The organism is Streptococcus sp. 1621 (assembly GCF_013276615.1).
Lineage (GTDB): Bacteria > Bacillota > Bacilli > Lactobacillales > Streptococcaceae > Streptococcus.
Genome location: NZ_VMLJ01000005.1, coordinates 51668 through 71435 on the forward strand (window position 1 = coordinate 51668; position 19768 = coordinate 71435).

The following is a 19768-nucleotide window of genomic DNA, read 5'->3' on the forward strand; positions in this document are numbered from 1 at the left end:
ACACAAATAAAAATTAGGTATAAAAAATGACATACGAAGTAAAATCTCTTAATGAAGAATGCGGTGTTTTCGGTATCTGGGGACATCCAGATGCTGCTAAATTGACCTATTTTGGTCTCCACAGTCTTCAACACCGTGGTCAGGAGGGGGCAGGAATCCTCTCCAATGATCAAGGGAAACTAAAGCGACATCGCGATATGGGTCTTCTATCAGAAGTCTTCAGAAATCCTGCTAACTTAGATAAATTGACAGGAACTGGTGCGATTGGGCATGTGCGTTATGCGACTGCTGGCGAAGCTTCTGTAGATAACATCCAGCCCTTCCTCTTCCGTTTTCACGATATGCAGTTTGGGTTGGCTCATAATGGAAATCTGACCAATGCGGCCTCTCTCAAGAAAGAATTGGAAGATAGAGGAGCGATTTTCAGCGCGACTTCGGACTCGGAAATCTTGGCTCACCTCATTCGTCGCAGTCATAATCCTAATCTAATGGGCAAAATCAAGGAGGCGCTCAGTCTAGTTAAAGGTGGTTTTGCCTATATCTTGCTGTTTGAAGACAAGTTGATTGCGGCTCTTGATCCCAATGGTTTCCGTCCGCTTTCTATCGGGAAAATGGCCAACGGAGCGGTGGTTGTTTCCTCTGAAACTTGTGCTTTTGAGGTCATTGGTGCTGAATGGATTCGTGATTTGAAGCCAGGTGAGATTGTGATTATTGATGACAAGGGTATCCAGTATGACAACTATACAGATGATACTCAGTTGGCGATTTGTTCTATGGAGTATATCTATTTTGCCCGCCCTGATTCTAACATTCATGGTGTCAATGTCCATACGGCTCGTAAACGTATGGGTGCCCAATTGGCGCGTGAATTCAAGCATGAGGCGGATATCGTGGTCGGTGTGCCCAATTCTTCCCTCAGCGCGGCTATGGGATTTGCGGAAGAGTCCGGGCTACCAAATGAAATGGGGCTCATCAAGAACCAATACACCCAACGTACCTTTATCCAACCGACTCAAGAATTGCGGGAGCAAGGGGTGCGGATGAAACTCTCTGCTGTTTCAGGCGTTGTAAAAGGCAAGCGTGTGGTTATGATTGATGACTCTATTGTACGTGGAACAACCTCTCGTCGGATCGTTCAACTCTTGAAAGAAGCGGGTGCGACTGAGGTTCACGTTGCCATTGGTAGTCCAGCGCTAGCTTATCCATGTTTCTACGGGATTGATATCCAGACACGTCAGGAGCTGATTGCGGCTAATCATACGGTCGAAGAAACTCGCCAAATCATTGGTGCGGACAGTCTGACTTATCTTTCTGTTGAGGGGTTGATTGATTCAATTGGTATTGAAACAGATGCGCCAAATGGTGGTCTCTGTGTCGCTTACTTTGACGGTGACTACCCAACACCTCTCTACGACTATGAGGAAGACTATCGTAGAAGTTTGGAAGAAAAGACCAGTTTTTACAAATAGACAATAGATTCTCCATTAAAGGAAAGGAAGAGGAGATAGAATGACAAATAAGAATGCTTATGCTTCACGTCTCACTACTGACTAAAAGCTAAAGTATTTGTCAGTAGACGCTTTGTCCTATAGGATCAAAGCTAGAGCCCTGACTAGTATTTTTAGATAAAATAATTGTTTATCTAGAAATACGTCGCAATCTTTCCCCCAAAAAAAGAAAAGGAAAAATAAAATGGCAAATAAAAATGCGTACGCTCAATCTGGTGTGGATGTTGAAGCGGGTTATGAAGTTGTTGAACGGATTAAAAAGCACGTGGCTCGTACGGAGCGTGCAGGTGTCATGGGAGCTCTGGGTGGCTTTGGTGGTATGTTTGACCTTTCAAAAACAGGTGTCAAAGAACCCGTCTTGATTTCAGGAACTGATGGTGTCGGAACCAAGCTCATGCTGGCTATCAAGTACGACAAGCACGATACCATCGGTCAGGACTGTGTAGCCATGTGTGTCAATGATATCATCGCTGCGGGTGCGGAGCCCCTCTATTTCCTTGACTACGTAGCGACAGGGAAGAATGAACCAGCTAAGCTAGAACAAGTTGTCGCTGGTGTGGCAGAAGGTTGTGTGCAGGCAGGTGCTGCCCTCATTGGTGGGGAAACGGCTGAAATGCCTGGCATGTACGGCGAAGATGACTATGACTTGGCTGGTTTTGCGGTTGGTGTGGCTGAAAAATCTCAAATCATTGACGGTTCAAAGGTGGCAGAAGGAGATGTTCTTCTCGGACTTGCTTCAAGTGGGATTCATTCCAATGGTTACTCTCTCGTCCGTCGTGTCTTTGCGGATTACACAGGTGAGGAAATCTTGCCAGAATTGGAAGGCAAGCAACTCAAGGAAGTTCTTCTTGAGCCGACTCGTATCTATGTCAAGGCTGTCTTACCACTCATCAAGGAAGGGTTGGTCAACGGCATTGCCCACATCACAGGTGGTGGCTTTATTGAGAATGTCCCTCGTATGTTTGCAGCTGACTTGGCTGCTGAGATTGATGAAAGCAAAGTTCCAGTGCTTCCAATTTTCAAAGCCCTTGAAAAATACGGTCAGATTAAACACGAAGAAATGTTTGAAATCTTCAATATGGGTGTGGGACTTATGCTAGCAGTTAGCCCTGAAAATGTAATTCGTGTCAAGGAGTTGTTGGATGAACCAGTCTATGAAATTGGTCGTATCGTCAAGAAAGAAAACGAAAGTGTCATCATCAAATGAAAAAAATAGCGGTTTTTGCCTCTGGTAATGGCTCAAATTTTCAGGTGATTGCCGAAGAATTTCCAGTAGAGTTTGTCTTTTCAGACCATCGTGACGCCTATGTGCTTGAGCGTGCAGAGCAGCTCGGCGTTCTGTCCTATGCTTTTGAACTCAAGGAGTTTGAAAGCAAGGCAGACTACGAAGCAGCTATTGTCGAACTCTTGGAAGAACACCAGATTGACTTGATTTGCCTAGCAGGCTACATGAAAATCGTTGGGCCAACCTTATTGGCGGCTTATGAAGGTCGGATTATCAACATTCATCCAGCCTACTTGCCAGAATTTCCAGGAGCTCATGGGATTGAGGATGCTTGGAATGCTGACGTTGCTGAGAGCGGCGTGACCATTCACTGGGTGGATTCAGGTGTGGATACAGGCAAGGTTATCAAACAAGTCCGTGTGCCACGGTTAGCTGATGATACCATTGACAGTTTTGAAGAACGGATTCATGAAGCAGAGTATAAGTTGTATCCAGAGGTGCTGGATAGTTTGGGAGTGGAAAGGATAAATAAGAGAATTTTATGAATAAAGTAGTTGATGATTTGTTGAAAAATATAAAAGAATTTGAAGCATCCTTTAATGAATATGAAAAACAATTTTATCCTGAAATACGGAAAGAGAGACAAAGGTTGATGATATACTTTATCTTATGGATACTGTTTATCATAGGAGCTGCAATTGTATTCCAATTTTTCCCTAAATTTGTTTGTTTGAGGAATATTCTTATTTTTCTTACCATAATTTTTACAGTATTAGTTTTATTTTATACTATAAAATTTGATGAAGTTTCAGTTGGGGTGCCTAGTAAATTTACCAAATTATGTGATAAAGTCAAGTATAGATTGAAATATCTTTACGGAGATAATGCTAAAGAAGTCGCTGATATGTTGGTTAATGATTTAAGCGAGAAAAGAAATAGTCAGCTACAAAAATATGAAAATATAGTTAAAGCTATAGGTACTATTGGGAAAGTTTTGGTAACAGCAACTATTACTCTGGCTTTAAATAGATTATTCGTTGAAGATAAAACAAACATTTCTGGCGAAACGTTTGGAAATATAATTATTATTGTAGCTATAATGGTAATTTTAATCAAACTTATAGATAGTGGGATTAAAAAAATTATTAAATATCCTGTATTTGGAAAGGCTTCAAAAGAAGTGTATTTAACAGATATTTTATACGAAGTGAAGTATATGATATTAGAAAAGGAAGATAACTAACATGACTAAACGCGCCTTAATCAGCGTCTCAGATAAAGCGGGCATTGTTGAATTTACCCAAGAACTCAAAAAACTTGGTTGGGATATTATCTCGACAGGTGGGACAAAGGTTGCCCTTGACAATGCTGGGGTGGAGACTATTGCGATCGATGATGTGACGGGCTTCCCAGAGATGATGGATGGCCGTGTTAAGACCCTTCATCCAAATATCCACGGTGGGCTCCTCGCCCGTCGTGATTTGGATAGCCACTTGGAAGCGGCCAAGGAGAACCAAATTGAGCTTATCGACCTTGTAGTGGTCAACCTTTATCCTTTCAAGGAAACGATCCTCAAACCAGACGTGAGGTACGCTGATGCGGTTGAGAACATCGATATCGGTGGGCCATCTATGCTTCGCTCGGCAGCGAAGAATCATGCCAGCGTGACGGTTGTGGTAGACCCTGCTGACTATACAGTGGTTTTGGACGAGTTGTCAGCCAATGGTGAAACGACTTACGAAACGCGTCAACGTTTGGCAGCCAAAGTTTTCCGTCACACAGCGGCTTATGACGCCTTGATTGCAGAGTATTTCACAGCTCAAGTCGGAGAAAGCAAACCTGAAAAGCTCACTTTGACCTATGACCTCAAACAAGCTATGCGTTACGGTGAGAATCCTCAACAAGATGCGGATTTCTACCAAAAAGCTTTGCCAACAGACTATTCGATTGCTTCAGCGAAACAGCTCAACGGGAAAGAATTGTCATTTAACAATATCCGCGATGCTGACGCTGCCATTCGTATTATTCGCGATTTCAAAGAACGCCCAACGGTTGTAGCTCTCAAACACATGAACCCATGTGGGATTGGTCAAGCTGATGACATCGAGACTGCTTGGGACTACGCTTATGAGTCTGACCCAGTGTCTATCTTTGGTGGGATTGTCGTTCTCAACCGTGAGGTGGATGCTGCGACAGCTGAGAAGATGCACGGCGTTTTCCTTGAAATCATCATTGCACCAAGCTATACGGATGAAGCGCTAGCCATTTTGACCAACAAAAAGAAAAACTTGCGTATCCTTGCCTTGCCATTTGATGCTCAAGAGGCCAGTGAAGTGGAAGCAGAATACACAGGTGTAGTTGGTGGACTTCTGGTGCAAAATCAAGACGTAGTGAAAGAAAGCCCAGCTGATTGGCAAGTGGTGACCAAACGTCAGCCAACTGAGACAGAAGCGACAGCTCTTGAGTTTGCTTGGAAGGCTATCAAGTATGTCAAATCAAACGGAATCATTGTAACCAATGACCACATGACACTGGGTGTTGGTCCAGGTCAAACTAATCGTGTGGCCTCTGTTCGTATTGCCGTTGACCAAGCCAAAGACCGCCTTGACGGCGCTGTGCTTGCTTCGGATGCCTTCTTCCCATTTGCGGATAATGTGGAAGAAATCGCCAAAGCAGGGATCAAGGCCATCATCCAGCCCGGTGGCTCAGTCCGTGACCAAGAGTCTATCGAAGCTGCGGATAAATATGGCTTGACCATGGTCTTCACAGGAGTGAGACATTTTAGACATTAAGAAAACGAAAGGGAAGAAAACAGTTTCTTTCCTTTTTTGCGTAAAAATGCGGAGTGAAATAAGATTAAAACGAACGTTTATGGTATAATGTTATTAAATAATTCGCAAAAGAGGTTGTGAGATGAAGCTGTTAGTTGTAGGTTCAGGTGGTCGTGAACATGCGATTGCTAAGAAGTTACTTGAGTCAAAAGACGTTGAAAAAGTATTTGTAGCTCCTGGGAATGATGGGATGACTCTGGATGGTTTGGAGTTGGTAAATATCTCCATTTCCGAACATTCTAAATTGATTGAGTTTGCAAAAACCAACTATATTGCTTGGACCTTTATCGGGCCAGATGACGCCCTTGCGGCTGGTATCGTGGATGATTTCCATGCAGCGGGTCTCAAAGCCTTTGGTCCGACAAGATTGGCAGCGGAGCTGGAGTGGTCCAAGGATTTTGCCAAGGAAATCATGGTCAAATATGGCGTTCCGACAGCAGCCTATGGCACATTCTCGGATTTTGAGGAAGCCAAGGTCTATATCGAAAAACAGGGTGCGCCTATCGTGGTCAAGGCGGATGGCTTGGCGCTTGGGAAAGGTGTCGTCGTTGCGGAGACAGTCGAGCAAGCGGTCGAAGCAGCTCACGAGATGCTTTTGGACAATAAATTTGGTGACTCAGGTGCGCGTGTAGTTATTGAGGAATTCCTTGAAGGAGAGGAATTTTCACTCTTTGTCTTTGTCAATGGCGACAAGTTCTATATCATGCCGACAGCGCAAGACCACAAACGTGCCTATGATGGTGACAAAGGGCCTAACACGGGTGGTATGGGTGCCTATGCGCCAGTTCCACACTTGCCACAGAGTGTAGTTGACACAGCGGTTGAGACTATTGTCAAGCCAGTTCTTGAAGGGATGATCAAAGAAGGCCGTCCGTATCTTGGCATCCTCTACGCAGGGCTTATCCTGACAGCAGAAGGTCCTAAAGTCATCGAGTTCAATGCTCGCTTTGGAGATCCTGAAACACAGATTATCTTGCCTCGTTTGACATCTGACTTTGCACAAAATATTACAGATATTCTGGATAGCAAGGAGCCAAACATCACCTGGACGGATAAGGGTGTGACTCTGGGTGTGGTTGTCGCATCCAAGGGTTACCCGCTAGAATATGAAAAGGGTGTTGCATTGCCAGCAAAAACCAATGGCGGCATTATCACCTACTATGCAGGTGCTAAGTTTGCGGCAAATAGCAGAGCACTGCTATCAAACGGTGGACGTGTCTATATGCTCGTTAACACAGCAGATACCGTCAAAGAGGCTCAAGATACCATCTACCAAGAACTCACCCAACAAAAAACAGAAGGCCTCTTCTACCGAACAGATATCGGAAGCAAGGCGATAAAAGATTAACAGATACTAACTTTGTTATGGCGAGCGAAAGCGAGCCAAAATAGAATAATCGTCGCAGTAGTGGAACTCCTAGTAGCTTTGCTACTAGGAGCGGAAAACTGGAGACCTAGGCTCCAGTTTTAGTAATGGAACGCCCTAGGCGGTCGCTTACGTCCGCACTACATTAGACGATTATCAAAAAGAAAAATAAAAATTCACAAAATACGTTAATGACCGTATGGTTTGCGAGCGTTAGCGAGCTAATATAGAACAATCGCCGCCGTTCAGGGAAATTAGAAGACCTTGGGCTTCCAATTTAGGCATGAGACACCTTTGATGGCTGCTGCCGTCCCTCACAACCTAAGGTGATTGTTGAAAAACAGGAAAAAGGAGAAGAAATGAAACCCGTAATTTCCATTATCATGGGCTCAAAATCCGATTGGGCAACCATGCAAAAAACAGCAGAAGTCTTAGACCGCTTCGGTGTAGCCTACGAAAAGAAAGTTGTCTCTGCCCACCGTACACCAGACCTCATGTTCCAACATGCCGAAGAAGCTCGTAGTCGTGGCATCAAGGTTATCATCGCAGGTGCTGGAGGTGCAGCCCATTTGCCAGGTATGGTCGCTGCTAAAACAACCCTTCCAGTCATTGGTGTGCCAGTCAAATCTCGTGCTCTTAGTGGAGTGGATTCACTCTATTCTATCGTTCAGATGCCGGGTGGCGTACCTGTTGCGACAATGGCTATCGGTGAAGCTGGTGCGACAAATGCGGCTCTCTTCGCCCTCCGTCTTCTTTCAGTAGAGGATCAAGCTATCGCGACAGCTTTGGCAGATTTTGCAGAAGAACAAGGAAAAATCGCAGAGGAGTCTACCAATGAGCTCATCTAAAACAATCGGAATTATCGGTGGCGGTCAGCTGGGTCAGATGATGGCGATCTCAACTATCTATATGGGGCACAAGGTCATTGCGCTGGATCCTGCTGCGGATTGCCCAGCCTCTCGTGTGGCGGAAATCATTGTGGCGCCTTATAACGATGTGGATGCCCTTCGTCAGCTAGCTGAGCGTTGCGATGTCCTGACTTATGAATTTGAGAATGTAGATGCTGACGGTCTTGATGCTGTTATCAAGGATGGGCAACTCCCTCAAGGGACCGACCTGCTTCGCATCTCCCAAAACCGGATCTTTGAGAAAGACTTCCTCTCAAACAAGGCTCAAGTCACTGTAGCACCTTACAAGGTTGTGACTTCTAGCCAAGACTTGGCAGATATCGACCTGTCGAAAAACTATGTCCTCAAGACGGCAACAGGTGGTTATGATGGCCATGGACAAAAGGTCATTCGCTCGGCAGAAGACTTGGAAGAAGCCAATGCACTAGCCGATTCAGCAGACTGTGTTTTGGAAGAATTTGTCAATTTTGACCTTGAAATTTCTGTCATTGTATCAGGAAATGGCAAGGACGTGACGGTTTTCCCAGTTCAGGAAAATATCCACCGAAACAATATCCTTTCAAAAACTATTGTGCCTGCTCGCATTTCTGAAAGTTTAGCCGAGAAAGCCAAAGCTATGGCAGTGAGAATCGCTGAGCAACTCAACTTGTCTGGAACCCTTTGCGTGGAAATGTTTGCGACAGCTGATGATATCATTGTCAACGAGATTGCCCCACGACCACACAACTCTGGGCACTACTCTATTGAAGCTTGCGACTTCTCCCAGTTTGATGCCCATATTCTGGGTGTTCTGGGGGCACCATTGCCAGCTATCAAACTGCATGCTCCAGCCGTCATGCTCAATGTCCTCGGCCAGCATGTCGAAGCTGCTGAAAAATATGTCACAGAAAATCCAAGCGCCCACCTCCACATGTATGGTAAAATAGAAGCGAAGCACAACCGCAAGATGGGACATGTGACTTTATTTAGTGATGAACCAGATAGTGTGGGAGAGTTTTAGGGGAGAGGGGTCTAAAGAAAAAATGTTTGAAAAAATTAAAGGAATTAATATAAAATCAGGTATTTTTGAAGATGAAACAAAATTAGAACTCTTTGAAGGAAATTTTGAGGGAACAAATCCAGTACAAAACGATAGGGCAAGTTTATTGTTTGGAAGGAATGGTTCAGGGAAAAGTACCATTGCTCGAGGAATAAATCAATTAAAAAATGGTGAGTTTGGAACAGATAGAGTATCATTTATTGATAAAAATAATAATAATATTGTACTTAGTGATACTGAACGAAAATCGATATTTGTTTTCAATGAACACTATGTTGATCAGAAAGTCAAAATTGCTCAAGAAGGGTTAGATACAATTGTAATTTTAGGTGAACAGGTTGATATCGATGAGGAACTGGATAGATTAAGAACGCAGTTATCAGAATCACAAATTGAATCTCAAGATTATTATGCTGAATATGAAGAATATTTAGATGAAAAAAATGAAAAATCTCCAGACTTTTGGAAAAAGGAAATGACAGATTCTTTGAAAGGAGTAGGCAACTGGGCCGAAAGAGATAGGGAGATAAAAGGAAATCGAGCTGCATCTCCCGTTCATAATAATACCTTTCAAAATTTTGTTGATTTACAACCAATCTTAGATAAAAATGAGTTAGAGGTTGAATTCAACAATAAAAAAGCTAGATATTTTTCAATAAGAGATTCCGCAGTTACTATAAATAATGAACTATCTTTACCTGATATTAATTTTGATAGCAATGAATTATCAACTTTATTGTCTGAAAAAATCGAAGAACCTGAGTTGAATTCTAGGGATAAGTATTTACTGACATTATTATCTGATTCCACAAAAGGTGAACGTCATTTGAGAGAAGTTAAAGATTTCTTTGAAGATGAACATCAAAAAAAATGTCCTTTTTGTACTCAATCAGTATCAGAAGATGTTAAAGTTGAACTCACGAATGGCATAACTAAACTACTATCAAGAGCAGTCGAAGAACACCAATCCGCATTGAGAGGTAAAAAAATTGATGAGATTAATCAAGATTTTTCTGGTTATGAACAGATAGATCCAATATTAATTCAGTCTTATCAAAATAGTATTAATGCTTTGAATGCTAAATTTAACGAAATTAACTCAATAATCGATAAGAAGATTGATAATCCATATAATATAGTTGAGTTACCTAATATAAGCTTTTCTCAAGAATTAAGTCAAGCAGAGCATGATATTGAAAAAATTAACCAAGCAATTATCAAACATAATTCAGAAATCTCGGATATTCAAAAGTTAAAAGTAGATCTCCTTCAAATAAATAATGAATTAGCTTTTTATGAAATTCAAGATGCATACAAAAAGTTTCAAGAGAAAACAAATAAAAAAGCAATTTGTGAAAATAATTATAATAGCAGTAGTAAACGAGTAAAGGATTATGAGAAGCAGATTTCTGATTTAGAAGACAAGAAACTTAATATAGATATTGCAGTTGATGAAATTAATAAAAGTTTAAATTACATATTTTTTTCAAAAAATCGGTTAGCTATACAGAATCAAAACGGAAAATACTATCTGTTATCAAGAGGTAAGTCTGTGGTCCCCAGTAGGGTTTCCGTAGGGGAACGAAATGCGCTGGCATTATGTTATTTCTTTACTGAGATAATTCAACAGAGAGAGTTAGCAGATGCTTATAGTCATGAATATTTTATTGTTATTGACGATCCAATTTCTAGTTTTGATATGGAAAATAAAGTTGGAATAACCTCGTATTTAAAATACTGTTTAACTAGATTTTTTAAGGGGAATAGTAATACTAGAGTTTTACTAATGACCCATGATAAACAAACAATATATGACTTTGATATCTTTTTGAAAGAGATAATGGAATCCTGTAAAGAAGAGGAAGGTGGACAAAAATCTAAATACAAGAAGTTAGAATTGGTTTCTGGTAAATTACAAGAATTCAAAACTAGTACTCACGATTATACAGAACTACTTGAAATAGTCTTCGGTTATGCATTGGGAAATAGTACACCTACTTCGGAAAGTTTTGTTGGGAATGCAATGAGAAAAATTTTAGAAGCCTATGGTAGTTTTAATTATAAGAAGGGAATTGCCGAGCTAACAACAGATCCTTTAATTGTTGAAAAAATTGATAAAGAATACAGAACTTATTTTGAGAATCTTATGTATAGACTGGTTTTAAACGGTGAAAGTCATTTTAAGGATCCGGTTAAAACTTTGAGTATTGATTTCTTTGATACCATTTCTGATGAAGAACGAAAAAAAACAGCTAGAGATTTACTAGTTTTACTTTATCTTTTAGATGATTTACATGTTTTAAAACATTTAGAGGGTGTATCAAATGCGGAAAATAGACTTGAACAATGGAAGTGTGAGATTTTAGAATAAGAGAATCATACCATTTGACTTATTGCAATGGTTGAAGTTTGCATGATAGCTGATTAGAGTAATCAAAGGATTATTACTTCCTAATTTTATTTTCTACAAACCCTAATTTAGCATCTAATAATGCAAAGTTTCCTGAGCCTCATAGATAAAAAAGATTTTTAAGGAGAAACAACATGATCAACCGTTACTCTCGCCCGGAGATGGCGAACATTTGGAGTGAAGAAAATAAATACCGTGCTTGGCTTGAGGTAGAAATCCTCGCTGATGAGGCATGGGCTGAGTTGGGGGAAATCCCTAAGGAAGATGTAGCTTTGATTCGTGAAAAGGCGGACTTTGACATCGACCGTATTTTGGAGATTGAGCAAGAGACTCGCCACGATGTGGTTGCCTTCACACGTGCGGTTTCTGAGACTCTTGGTGAAGAGCGCAAGTGGGTTCACTATGGTTTGACTTCTACCGACGTGGTGGATACGGCCTACGGTTACCTCTACAAGCAGGCCAACGATATCATCCGTCGTGACCTTGAAAACTTTACCAACATCATCGCTGACAAGGCTAAGGAACACAAGTTCACCATCATGATGGGTCGTACCCACGGTGTGCACGCTGAGCCTACAACCTTTGGTCTTAAATTGGCGACTTGGTATAGCGAAATGAAGCGCAATATCGAGCGTTTCGAGCATGCGGCTGCTGGTGTGGAAGCTGGTAAGATTTCTGGTGCGGTTGGGAACTTTGCTAATATCCCACCATTTGTAGAGCAATATGTCTGCGACAAATTGGGTATTCGTGCCCAAGAAATCTCTACACAGGTGCTTCCTCGTGACCTTCACGCTGAGTACTTTGCGGTTCTTGCCAGCATCGCAACTTCTATCGAACGTATGGCGACTGAGATTCGTGGTTTGCAAAAATCTGAACAACGCGAAGTAGAAGAATTCTTTGCCAAAGGTCAAAAAGGTTCATCTGCTATGCCTCACAAACGCAACCCTATCGGTTCTGAAAATATGACAGGTCTTGCGCGTGTTATCCGTGGTCATATGATTACAGCCTATGAAAACGTTGCTCTCTGGCACGAACGAGACATTTCCCACTCATCAGCTGAACGCATCATCACACCAGATACAACTATCTTGATTGACTACATGCTCAACCGCTTTGGAAATATTGTCAAGAACTTGACGGTCTTCCCAGAAAATATGATCCGCAATATGAACTCGACATTTGGTTTGATTTTCAGCCAACGTGCTATGTTGACCTTGATTGAAAAAGGGATGACCCGTGAGCAAGCCTATGACTTGGTACAACCAAAAACAGCCTACTCTTGGTACAACCAAGTAGACTTCAAACCACTGCTAGAAGCAGATCCAGAGGTGACATCACGCCTCACACAAGAAGAAATCGACGAGATCTTCAACCCTCTTTACTACACTAAACGAGTGGATGATATTTTTGAACGTCTTGGATTAGGATAATTAGAAAAAATCGAATTTCTATTACTCCATTTATAGGAGTAGCAGAACTTCGATTTTTCTTTTTTATTAAAGTGCTTTAGAAAAAAATAACCAATATTTTATAATATGTTGAATATAGAATAGTATACTGTGACTTCTAAAATATTACTAGAAATTGATTTGAATTTCCTAATCGATTTGTCCATATTCTATTTCAATCTACTATGTTATATAATAAGCATAGAAAAAGCCCAAGCGCTTAGGCTCAGGCTTTCTTCTTAGTGATCACGATCACATGAGATGAATTTAATCTTGTAATAATCAGATCGTTTGTAAGTTTCACTGTATCCTAAAACTTGACCAGTTGATTCGAGTTTGGTGATTTTAGTTTGTAGGACAGTAGGGAATTGTTCGTCGACTCCGAGGACTGAAGCCGCATGTTCTGGAGTTGGAAAGACTATTTCATTGATTTCTTCAAAGTGTTCATCATTCATGTGAATGTGGTAGTCTAACTTGAAACGGTTATAGATAGAACTATAGTATTCAAGGTTTGGATAATTTGCGTTGATGTATTGTTCTGGGATGTAGGATGTATGGTAGATATAAACGACACCGTTTGATTCGCGGATACGTTCAATCTTGTAGTAAAATTGATCGCCGCGTAGACCCAATTTTTCCAAGTAAACGAGCTTGTTTCCGCGTTCAATTGAAAGAACAGTTACCTTATCATCTTTAGCATTAAAGAGTTCAATATCCGAAAACTCTACAAGCTTGTGTTTGCGTGCACGTGAAACGAAGGTTCCTTTTCCTTGTTGGCGGACAATATAGCCATCTTTAGCAAGGTCGTTTAAGGCGCGGACAACTGTGATAGAACTGACATCGTACATTGAAATGAGTTCTGCTTCAGTGTAAAATTTATCTCCACTGCTAAACTGCCCAGAGATGATTTTATTTTTTAATTCGTCTTTTATGTATTGATATTTGGGAATTGCCATATTTTTACCTCTATTTTCCTTCTCCACAGAAAATTTTACCATAAAAGCGAAAAAAATAGTAGTCTTTTGAATAAAAAATTAGAAAAATAGTTTGAAAAATTAAGGTACATAAGCATTACTCATATTTTATAAATGTATTTTATACAAAATTATTTTAGGTCCCATATTCTGAATGTAAAGAGCGTTTGAAATGGGTCTGAAAACGTTTGAAACTAATTGAACGTGTGTATAATGGTAAAATTACAGTAAATATTCCGACAATTTCTATTGACAATTCAAACAGATTGGTTTATAATTACTATAACAACGAGTGAAAGCGCAAACTTTGCAATCAAAAGGTAGTTTTATGACACGATTTGAGATACGAGACGATTTCTATTTAGATGGGAAACCGTTCAAGATTTTGTCCGGCGCCATTCATTATTTTAGGATTCCTCCAGAGGATTGGTATCATTCGCTCTATAACTTGAAGGCTCTTGGTTTTAATACGGTAGAGACTTATGTGGCTTGGAATTTACACGAGCCTCGTGAGGGTGAGTTTCATTTTGAAGGAGCTCTGGATTTGGAGCGATTTCTCCAGACAGCGCAAGACTTGGGTCTCTACGCTATCGTTCGTCCGTCACCCTTCATCTGTGCGGAGTGGGAATTCGGTGGTTTACCAGCCTGGCTCTTAACCAAGGATATGAGGATTCGTTCATCAGATCCAGCCTATATTGAGGCTGTCGGTCGCTACTATGACCAGCTCTTGTCACGATTGGTTCCACATTTGTTGGACAAGGGTGGCAATATCCTCATGATGCAGGTTGAAAATGAGTATGGTTCTTATGGAGAAGATAAGGCTTATCTAAGAGCAATTCGACAGTTGATGGAAGAGCGTGGCGTAACCTGTCCTCTATTTACATCAGATGGTCCATGGAGAGCTACTCTGAAAGCTGGAACTTTGATCGAAGATGATCTCTTTGTAACAGGAAACTTTGGTTCTAAGGCACCTTACAACTTTTCACAGATGCAGGAATTCTTTGATGAGTATGGCAAGAAATGGCCACTCATGTGTATGGAGTTCTGGGATGGCTGGTTCAATCGTTGGAAAGAACCGATTATCACACGGGATCCAAAAGAGTTGGCAGAAGCTGTTCGAGAGGTTTTGGAACAAGGCTCCATCAATCTTTACATGTTCCATGGTGGGACAAACTTTGGTTTCATGAATGGTTGCTCGGCTCGAGGAACTTTGGACCTGCCACAAGTTACATCTTATGATTATGATGCCCTTCTGGATGAAGAAGGGAATCCAACTGCTAAATATCTGGCAGTCAAGAAGATGATGGCAACACATTTCCCAGAGTATCCGCAGTTGGAACCACTCTACAAAGAGAGTATGGAGTTGGATGCTATTCCACTGGTTGAAAAAGTTTCCTTGTTTGAAACCTTAGATAGCTTGTCAAGTCCTGTAGAAAGTCTCTATCCTAAAAAGATGGAGGAGTTGGGACAAAGCTATGGCTACCTACTCTATCGAACAGAAACAAACTGGGATGCAGAAGAAGAAAGACTTCGTATCATTGATGGTCGAGATAGGGCCCAGCTGTATGTCGATGGTCAGTGGGTTAAAACCCAATATCAGACAGAGATTGGGGAAGATATTTTTTATCAAGGTGAAAAGAAAGCGCTGTCTAGGATTGATGTCTTGATAGAAAATATGGGGCGTGTCAACTATGGACACAAGTTCTTAGCGGATACGCAACGTAAGGGAATTCGGACAGGGGTTTGTAAGGATTTGCACTTCTTACTAAACTGGAAACACTATCCACTCCCACTAGACAATCCTGAGAAAATTGATTTTTCAAAAGGATGGACTCAAGGACAACCAGCCTTTTATGCTTATGACTTTACAGTCCAAGAGCCAAAAGATACTTACCTAGACTTATCTGAGTTTGGTAAGGGAGTTGCCTTTGTAAACGGGCAGAATCTAGGACGTTTTTGGAACGTCGGCCCAACCCTCTCGCTTTATATCCCTCATAGCTATCTCAAGGAAGGTGCCAACCGCATCATTATCTTTGAAACAGAAGGTCAATATAAAGAAGAGATTCATTTAACTCGTAAACCTACACTAAAACACATAAAGGGGGAAAACTTATGACAATTGTAGGATGCCGTATCGATGGACGTTTGATCCACGGACAAGTAGCCAATCTTTGGGCTGGAAAACTAAATGTTTCACGCATTATGGTTGTAGACGACGAAGTTGTCAACAACGATATTGAAAAGAGTGGTTTGAAACTTGCGACACCACCAGGTGTGAAATTGAGTATTTTGCCAATTGAAAAAGCGGCAGCCAATATTCTTGCTGGTAAGTACGATAGCCAACGTCTCTTTATCGTGGCTCGTAAACCAGACCGCTTCCTTGGCTTGGTCGAAGCAGGTGTACCACTTGAAACCCTTAATGTTGGGAATATGTCTCAAACACCAGAAACTCGTTCTATTACACGTTCTATCAACGTAGTAGACAAGGATGTGGAAGATTTCCACAAACTGGCAGAAAAAGGTGTTAAACTTACTGCTCAAATGGTTCCAAATGATCCAATTTCAGACTTTTTGAGCTTATTAAAATAGGAAAAAATTTTTTAGGAGGTCATTGTTATGATACAATGGTGGCAAATTTTACTTCTCACTTTGTACTCAGCTTATCAAATCTGTGATGAGTTGACGATCGTTTCATCTGCAGGTTCCCCTGTATTTGCTGGTTTCATTACTGGTTTAATCATGGGAGATGTGACTACGGGTCTGCTTATCGGTGGTAACTTGCAACTGTTCGTTCTTGGGGTTGGTACCTTCGGTGGTGCTTCTCGTATCGACGCAACTTCTGGTGCGGTTCTTGCGACAGCCTTCTCTGTTTCACAAGGAATTGATGCACCGCTTGCAATTACTACAATCGCTGTACCAGTAGCATCTCTCTTGACTTACTTCGACGTTCTTGGACGTATGACAACTACTTTCTTCGCTCACCGTGTGGATGCTGCCATCGAACGCTTTGACTATAAAGGTATTGAACGCAACTACCTACTTGGTGCGATTCCTTGGGCTTTATCTCGTGCCCTTCCAGTCTTCTTTGCGCTTGCTTTTGGTGGTGCCTTTGTACAACATGTAGTAGACTTAGTGACAGAATACCAATGGATTGCAGATGGTTTGACACTCGCAGGACGTATGCTTCCAGGTCTTGGATTTGCAATCTTGCTTCGTTACCTTCCAGTTAAACGTAACCTTCACTATCTTGCTATGGGATTCGGTTTGACAGCTATGTTGACTGTTCTTTACTCATATGTAACAGGTCTTGGTGGCGCTGTTGCTGGTATCGTAGGTACTCTTCCTGCTGAAGTTGCTGAAAAAATTGGTTTCGTGAACAACTTCAAAGGTTTGTCTATGATTGGTATTTCTATCGTAGGTATTTTCCTTGCAGTGCTTCACTTCAAAAATAGCCAAAAAGTAGCTGTAGCAGCACCTTCTACACCATCAGAAAGTGGGGAAATCGAAGATGACGAATTCTAATTACAAACTTACAAAAGAAGATTTTAATCAAATCAACAAACGTAGCTTGTTTACTTTCCAATTAGGTTGGAACTACGAACGTATGCAAGCCTCTGGTTACCTTTACATGATCTTGCCTCAATTGCGTAAAATGTATGGGGATGGCACTCCTGAATTGAAAGAAATGATGAAAGTTCATACTCAATTCTTCAATACTTCACCATTCTTCCATACCATTATCGCTGGTTTTGACCTTGCCATGGAAGAAAAAGATGGTGTGGGTTCAAAAGACGCCGTTAACGGTATCAAGACAGGTTTGATGGGGCCATTCGCTCCTCTTGGAGATACAATCTTTGGTTCACTTGTACCTGCTATCATGGGGTCAGTCGCAGCAACTATGGCTATCGCTGGCCAACCTTGGGGTATCTTCCTTTGGATTGCAGTTGCAGTAGCGTATGACATCTTCCGTTGGAAACAGTTGGAATTTGCCTACAAAGAAGGGGTTAACCTTATCAACAACATGCAAAGTACCTTGACAGCTTTGATTGACGCTGCATCTGTACTTGGTGTCTTCATGATGGGTGCTCTTGTAGCAACAATGATTAACTTTGAAATTTCTTACAAATGGGCAATCGGTGAAAAGATGATTGACTTCCAAGACATCTTGAACCAAATCTTCCCACGTTTGCTTCCAGCAATCTTTACAGCCTTTATCTTCTGGTTGCTTGGTAAGAAAGGTATGAACTCTACTAAAGCTATCGGTATTATTATCGTACTTGCTTTGGCTCTTTCTGCCTTTGGTAAATTTGTACTTGGAATGGGCGCATAATTTATGGCTAAATCATTAATTTTGGTGAGTCATGGTCGCTTCTGTGAAGAACTTAAAGGTAGCACTGAAATGATCATGGGTCCACAAGACAATATTCATGCAGTGGCTCTTCTTCCAGAAGATGGACCAGAAGAATTTACTGCAAAATTTGAAGCTGCTATTGAAGGATTGGATGATTTCCTAGTCTTTGCGGATCTTCTCGGTGGAACACCATGTAACGTGATAAGCCGTTTGATTATGGAAGGTCGTGACATCGAACTTTATGCAGGGATGAATCTTCCAATGGTGATTGAATTTATCAATGCGAGCCTTACAGGCGCAGATGCGGACTATAAGAGCCGTGCTGCAGAAAGCATTGTGAAAGTCAATGATTTATTAGCGGGCTTCGATGATGACGAAGATGAATAAGATGTGACAACGTGAACATCGTCAGAACAACTTATATAGAATATACATGGGAATGGGGCTTACTCCCATTCCCATATTTAATAGAAAAAGAGGAACTCAATGCTACATTATACAAAAGAAGACTTGCTCGAATTGGGTGCAGAAATCACTACACGTGAAATCTACCAACAGCCTGATGTATGGAAAGAAGCTTTTGAATCTTATCAAGAACAACGTGAAGAAATTGCAGCCTTCCTACAAGGGATTGCTGATAAACATGACTATATCAAGGTTATCTTGACAGGTGCGGGGACTTCTGCTTATGTGGGAGATACTTTGGTACCATACTTTAAGGAAGTCTATGACGAACGCAAATGGAATTTCAATGCTATTGCGACCACAGATATCGTTGCCAATCCAGAAACTTATTTGAAAAAAGATGTGGTAACTGTCCTTGTATCTTTCGCTCGTAGTGGAAATTCACCTGAAAGTGTGGCAACTGTTGATTTGGCCAAATCCTTGGTGGATGAGCTTTATCAAGTGACGATTACTTGTGCAGCAGATGGTAAATTGGCTCTTCAAGCCCATGGCGATGACCGCAATCTTTTGCTTTTGCAACCAGCTGCTTCTAATGATGCTGGATTTGCCATGACTTCCAGCTTTACGTCTATGATGTTGACAGCTCTCTTGGTCTTTGATCCTACAGAATTTGCTGTGAAAGCTGAACGTTTTGAAGTTGTATCTAGTCTTGCCCGTAAAATCCTAGACAAGGCAGAAGATGTCAAAGAGCTTGTTGATTTAGACTTTAACCGTGTCATCTATCTAGGCGCTGGTCCTTTCTTTGGACTTGCTCATGAAGCTCAGCTCAAGATTTTGGAATTGACAGCTGGCCAAGTTGCGACCATGTATGAAAGCCCAGTCGGCTTCCGTCACGGTCCAAAATCTCTTATCAACGAAGATACAGTTGTTTTGGTCTTTGGTACAACGACAGACTACACTCGTCAGTACGACTTGGACTTGGTTCGTGAAGTTGCAGGTGACCAGATTGCTCGTCGTGTTGTGCTTTTGAGTGATCAAGCCTTTGGTCTTGAAAATGTCAAAGAAGTGGCCCTTGGTTGTGGCGGTGTCTTGAATGATATTTACCGTGTCTTCCCTTACATCGTTTATGCCCAACTCTTTGCCCTATTGACTTCACTCAAGGTAGAAAATAAACCTGATACACCGTCTCCTACAGGTACAGTAAACCGTGTGGTACAAGGTGTTATCATCCACGAATATCAAAAGTAAGACTCTTCGAAAATCTCTTTAAATCATACTAGTGTTGCCTTGCCGTAGGTATGGT

17 protein-coding genes and 1 pseudogene are annotated in these 19768 nt (G+C 41.4%); 17 read left to right on the forward strand and 1 reads right to left on the reverse strand.

Going from position 1 to position 19768, the window contains the following annotated elements; genetic code table 11:
* Positions 1 to 26 precede the first annotated feature (26 nt).
* The 11 genes and pseudogenes from purF to purB all read left to right on the forward strand — a co-directional run bounded on the left by purF (position 27) and on the right by purB (position 12717).
* Complete coding sequence (gene purF / locus HT697_RS01100; RefSeq protein WP_173219013.1) at positions 27 to 1469, forward strand: amidophosphoribosyltransferase; 1443 nt, start codon at positions 27 to 29, stop codon at positions 1467 to 1469.
* Positions 1470 to 1692: 223 nt separating this feature from the next.
* The gene (gene purM / locus HT697_RS01105; RefSeq protein ID WP_173219009.1) at positions 1693 to 2715 is read left to right on the forward strand and encodes a phosphoribosylformylglycinamidine cyclo-ligase; all 1023 of its coding nucleotides are present in this window, start codon (positions 1693 to 1695) and stop codon (positions 2713 to 2715) included.
* Positions 2712 to 3278, forward strand: a complete 567-nt coding sequence (gene purN / locus HT697_RS01110; RefSeq protein ID WP_173219006.1) for a phosphoribosylglycinamide formyltransferase — start codon at positions 2712 to 2714, stop codon at positions 3276 to 3278. The genes purM and purN overlap by 4 nt, the downstream gene beginning before the upstream one ends.
* Entirely contained in the window at positions 3275 to 3976 is a 702-nt protein-coding gene (locus HT697_RS01115; protein WP_001045459.1) for a hypothetical protein, read from the forward strand. Before purN ends, HT697_RS01115 begins: the two co-directional genes overlap by 4 nt.
* Before the next feature lies 1 nt (position 3977).
* Positions 3978 to 5525, forward strand: coding sequence for a bifunctional phosphoribosylaminoimidazolecarboxamide formyltransferase/IMP cyclohydrolase (purH, locus tag HT697_RS01120; RefSeq protein WP_173219004.1), 1548 nt, complete (start codon positions 3978 to 3980; stop codon positions 5523 to 5525).
* A 121-nt stretch (positions 5526 to 5646) separates the two neighbouring features.
* Positions 5647 to 6912: a phosphoribosylamine--glycine ligase gene (gene purD, locus HT697_RS01125; protein ID WP_173219000.1), complete on the forward strand. Its 1266-nt coding sequence runs from the start codon at positions 5647 to 5649 to the stop codon at positions 6910 to 6912.
* 252 nt (positions 6913 to 7164) lie between these two features.
* A pseudogene (locus HT697_RS10240) lies at positions 7165 to 7260 on the forward strand (phosphoribosylaminoimidazole carboxylase).
* Between the two features lie 29 nt (positions 7261 to 7289).
* On the forward strand, positions 7290 to 7778 hold the full coding sequence (purE, locus tag HT697_RS01130; protein WP_038806534.1) for a 5-(carboxyamino)imidazole ribonucleotide mutase: 489 nt from the start codon (positions 7290 to 7292) through the stop codon (positions 7776 to 7778).
* Complete coding sequence (purK, locus tag HT697_RS01135) at positions 7765 to 8838, forward strand: 5-(carboxyamino)imidazole ribonucleotide synthase (RefSeq protein WP_173218997.1); 1074 nt, start codon at positions 7765 to 7767, stop codon at positions 8836 to 8838. The genes purE and purK overlap by 14 nt, the downstream gene beginning before the upstream one ends.
* A gap of 22 nt (positions 8839 to 8860) precedes the next feature.
* Positions 8861 to 11248 carry an AAA family ATPase gene (locus HT697_RS01140; protein ID WP_173213937.1) on the forward strand — a complete coding sequence of 796 codons (2388 nt, stop codon included), beginning with the start codon at positions 8861 to 8863 and terminating at the stop codon, positions 11246 to 11248.
* Between the two features lie 173 nt (positions 11249 to 11421).
* Positions 11422 to 12717 (forward strand): adenylosuccinate lyase, encoded by a 1296-nt coding sequence (purB, locus tag HT697_RS01145; protein ID WP_173261797.1) that lies wholly within the window; start codon positions 11422 to 11424, stop codon positions 12715 to 12717.
* A 257-nt stretch (positions 12718 to 12974) separates the two neighbouring features.
* On the opposite strand, the gene HT697_RS01150 is transcribed toward purB, so the two are convergent.
* Entirely contained in the window at positions 12975 to 13691 is a 717-nt protein-coding gene (locus tag HT697_RS01150; RefSeq protein WP_049512623.1) for a GntR family transcriptional regulator, read from the reverse strand.
* Between the two features lie 346 nt (positions 13692 to 14037).
* Between HT697_RS01150 and HT697_RS01155 the strand changes: the two genes are divergently transcribed.
* From HT697_RS01155 to HT697_RS01180, 6 genes are all read left to right on the forward strand, one after another.
* The gene (locus tag HT697_RS01155; RefSeq protein ID WP_173261800.1) at positions 14038 to 15825 is read left to right on the forward strand and encodes a beta-galactosidase; all 1788 of its coding nucleotides are present in this window, start codon (positions 14038 to 14040) and stop codon (positions 15823 to 15825) included.
* Positions 15822 to 16298, forward strand: a complete 477-nt coding sequence (locus tag HT697_RS01160; protein ID WP_000156958.1) for a PTS system mannose/fructose/N-acetylgalactosamine-transporter subunit IIB — start codon at positions 15822 to 15824, stop codon at positions 16296 to 16298. The genes HT697_RS01155 and HT697_RS01160 overlap by 4 nt, the downstream gene beginning before the upstream one ends.
* Before the next feature lie 27 nt (positions 16299 to 16325).
* Positions 16326 to 17231 (forward strand): PTS mannose/fructose/sorbose/N-acetylgalactosamine transporter subunit IIC, encoded by a 906-nt coding sequence (locus HT697_RS01165; protein ID WP_173261803.1) that lies wholly within the window; start codon positions 16326 to 16328, stop codon positions 17229 to 17231.
* Positions 17218 to 18039: a PTS system mannose/fructose/sorbose family transporter subunit IID gene (locus HT697_RS01170; RefSeq protein WP_166728240.1), complete on the forward strand. Its 822-nt coding sequence runs from the start codon at positions 17218 to 17220 to the stop codon at positions 18037 to 18039. The genes HT697_RS01165 and HT697_RS01170 overlap by 14 nt, the downstream gene beginning before the upstream one ends.
* Positions 18040 to 18042: 3 nt before the next feature.
* Positions 18043 to 18447 carry a PTS sugar transporter subunit IIA gene (locus tag HT697_RS01175; protein ID WP_080976817.1) on the forward strand — a complete coding sequence of 135 codons (405 nt, stop codon included), beginning with the start codon at positions 18043 to 18045 and terminating at the stop codon, positions 18445 to 18447.
* A gap of 99 nt (positions 18448 to 18546) precedes the next feature.
* Positions 18547 to 19713 (forward strand): SIS domain-containing protein, encoded by a 1167-nt coding sequence (locus HT697_RS01180; protein ID WP_049512629.1) that lies wholly within the window; start codon positions 18547 to 18549, stop codon positions 19711 to 19713.
* Positions 19714 to 19768 lie beyond the last annotated feature (55 nt).

Excerpts from the sequence above, each read along its gene's own strand:
- purF (WP_173219013.1), top strand. The coding sequence starts at position 27 with ATGACATACGAAGTAAAATCTCTTAATGAAGAATGCGGTGTTTTCGGT.
- purM (WP_173219009.1), top strand. The coding sequence starts at position 1,693 with ATGGCAAATAAAAATGCGTACGCTCAATCTGGTGTGGATGTTGAAGCG.
- purN (WP_173219006.1), top strand. The coding sequence starts at position 2,712 with ATGAAAAAAATAGCGGTTTTTGCCTCTGGTAATGGCTCAAATTTTCAG.
- HT697_RS01115 (WP_001045459.1), top strand. The coding sequence starts at position 3,275 with ATGAATAAAGTAGTTGATGATTTGTTGAAAAATATAAAAGAATTTGAA.
- purH (WP_173219004.1), top strand. The coding sequence starts at position 3,978 with ATGACTAAACGCGCCTTAATCAGCGTCTCAGATAAAGCGGGCATTGTT.
- purD (WP_173219000.1), top strand. The coding sequence starts at position 5,647 with ATGAAGCTGTTAGTTGTAGGTTCAGGTGGTCGTGAACATGCGATTGCT.
- purE (WP_038806534.1), top strand. The coding sequence starts at position 7,290 with ATGAAACCCGTAATTTCCATTATCATGGGCTCAAAATCCGATTGGGCA.
- purK (WP_173218997.1), top strand. The coding sequence starts at position 7,765 with ATGAGCTCATCTAAAACAATCGGAATTATCGGTGGCGGTCAGCTGGGT.
- HT697_RS01140 (WP_173213937.1), top strand. The coding sequence starts at position 8,861 with ATGTTTGAAAAAATTAAAGGAATTAATATAAAATCAGGTATTTTTGAA.
- purB (WP_173261797.1), top strand. The coding sequence starts at position 11,422 with ATGATCAACCGTTACTCTCGCCCGGAGATGGCGAACATTTGGAGTGAA.
- HT697_RS01150 (WP_049512623.1), bottom strand. The coding sequence starts at position 13,691 with ATGGCAATTCCCAAATATCAATACATAAAAGACGAATTAAAAAATAAA.
- HT697_RS01155 (WP_173261800.1), top strand. The coding sequence starts at position 14,038 with ATGACACGATTTGAGATACGAGACGATTTCTATTTAGATGGGAAACCG.
- HT697_RS01160 (WP_000156958.1), top strand. The coding sequence starts at position 15,822 with ATGACAATTGTAGGATGCCGTATCGATGGACGTTTGATCCACGGACAA.
- HT697_RS01165 (WP_173261803.1), top strand. The coding sequence starts at position 16,326 with ATGATACAATGGTGGCAAATTTTACTTCTCACTTTGTACTCAGCTTAT.
- HT697_RS01170 (WP_166728240.1), top strand. The coding sequence starts at position 17,218 with ATGACGAATTCTAATTACAAACTTACAAAAGAAGATTTTAATCAAATC.
- HT697_RS01175 (WP_080976817.1), top strand. The coding sequence starts at position 18,043 with ATGGCTAAATCATTAATTTTGGTGAGTCATGGTCGCTTCTGTGAAGAA.
- HT697_RS01180 (WP_049512629.1), top strand. The coding sequence starts at position 18,547 with ATGCTACATTATACAAAAGAAGACTTGCTCGAATTGGGTGCAGAAATC.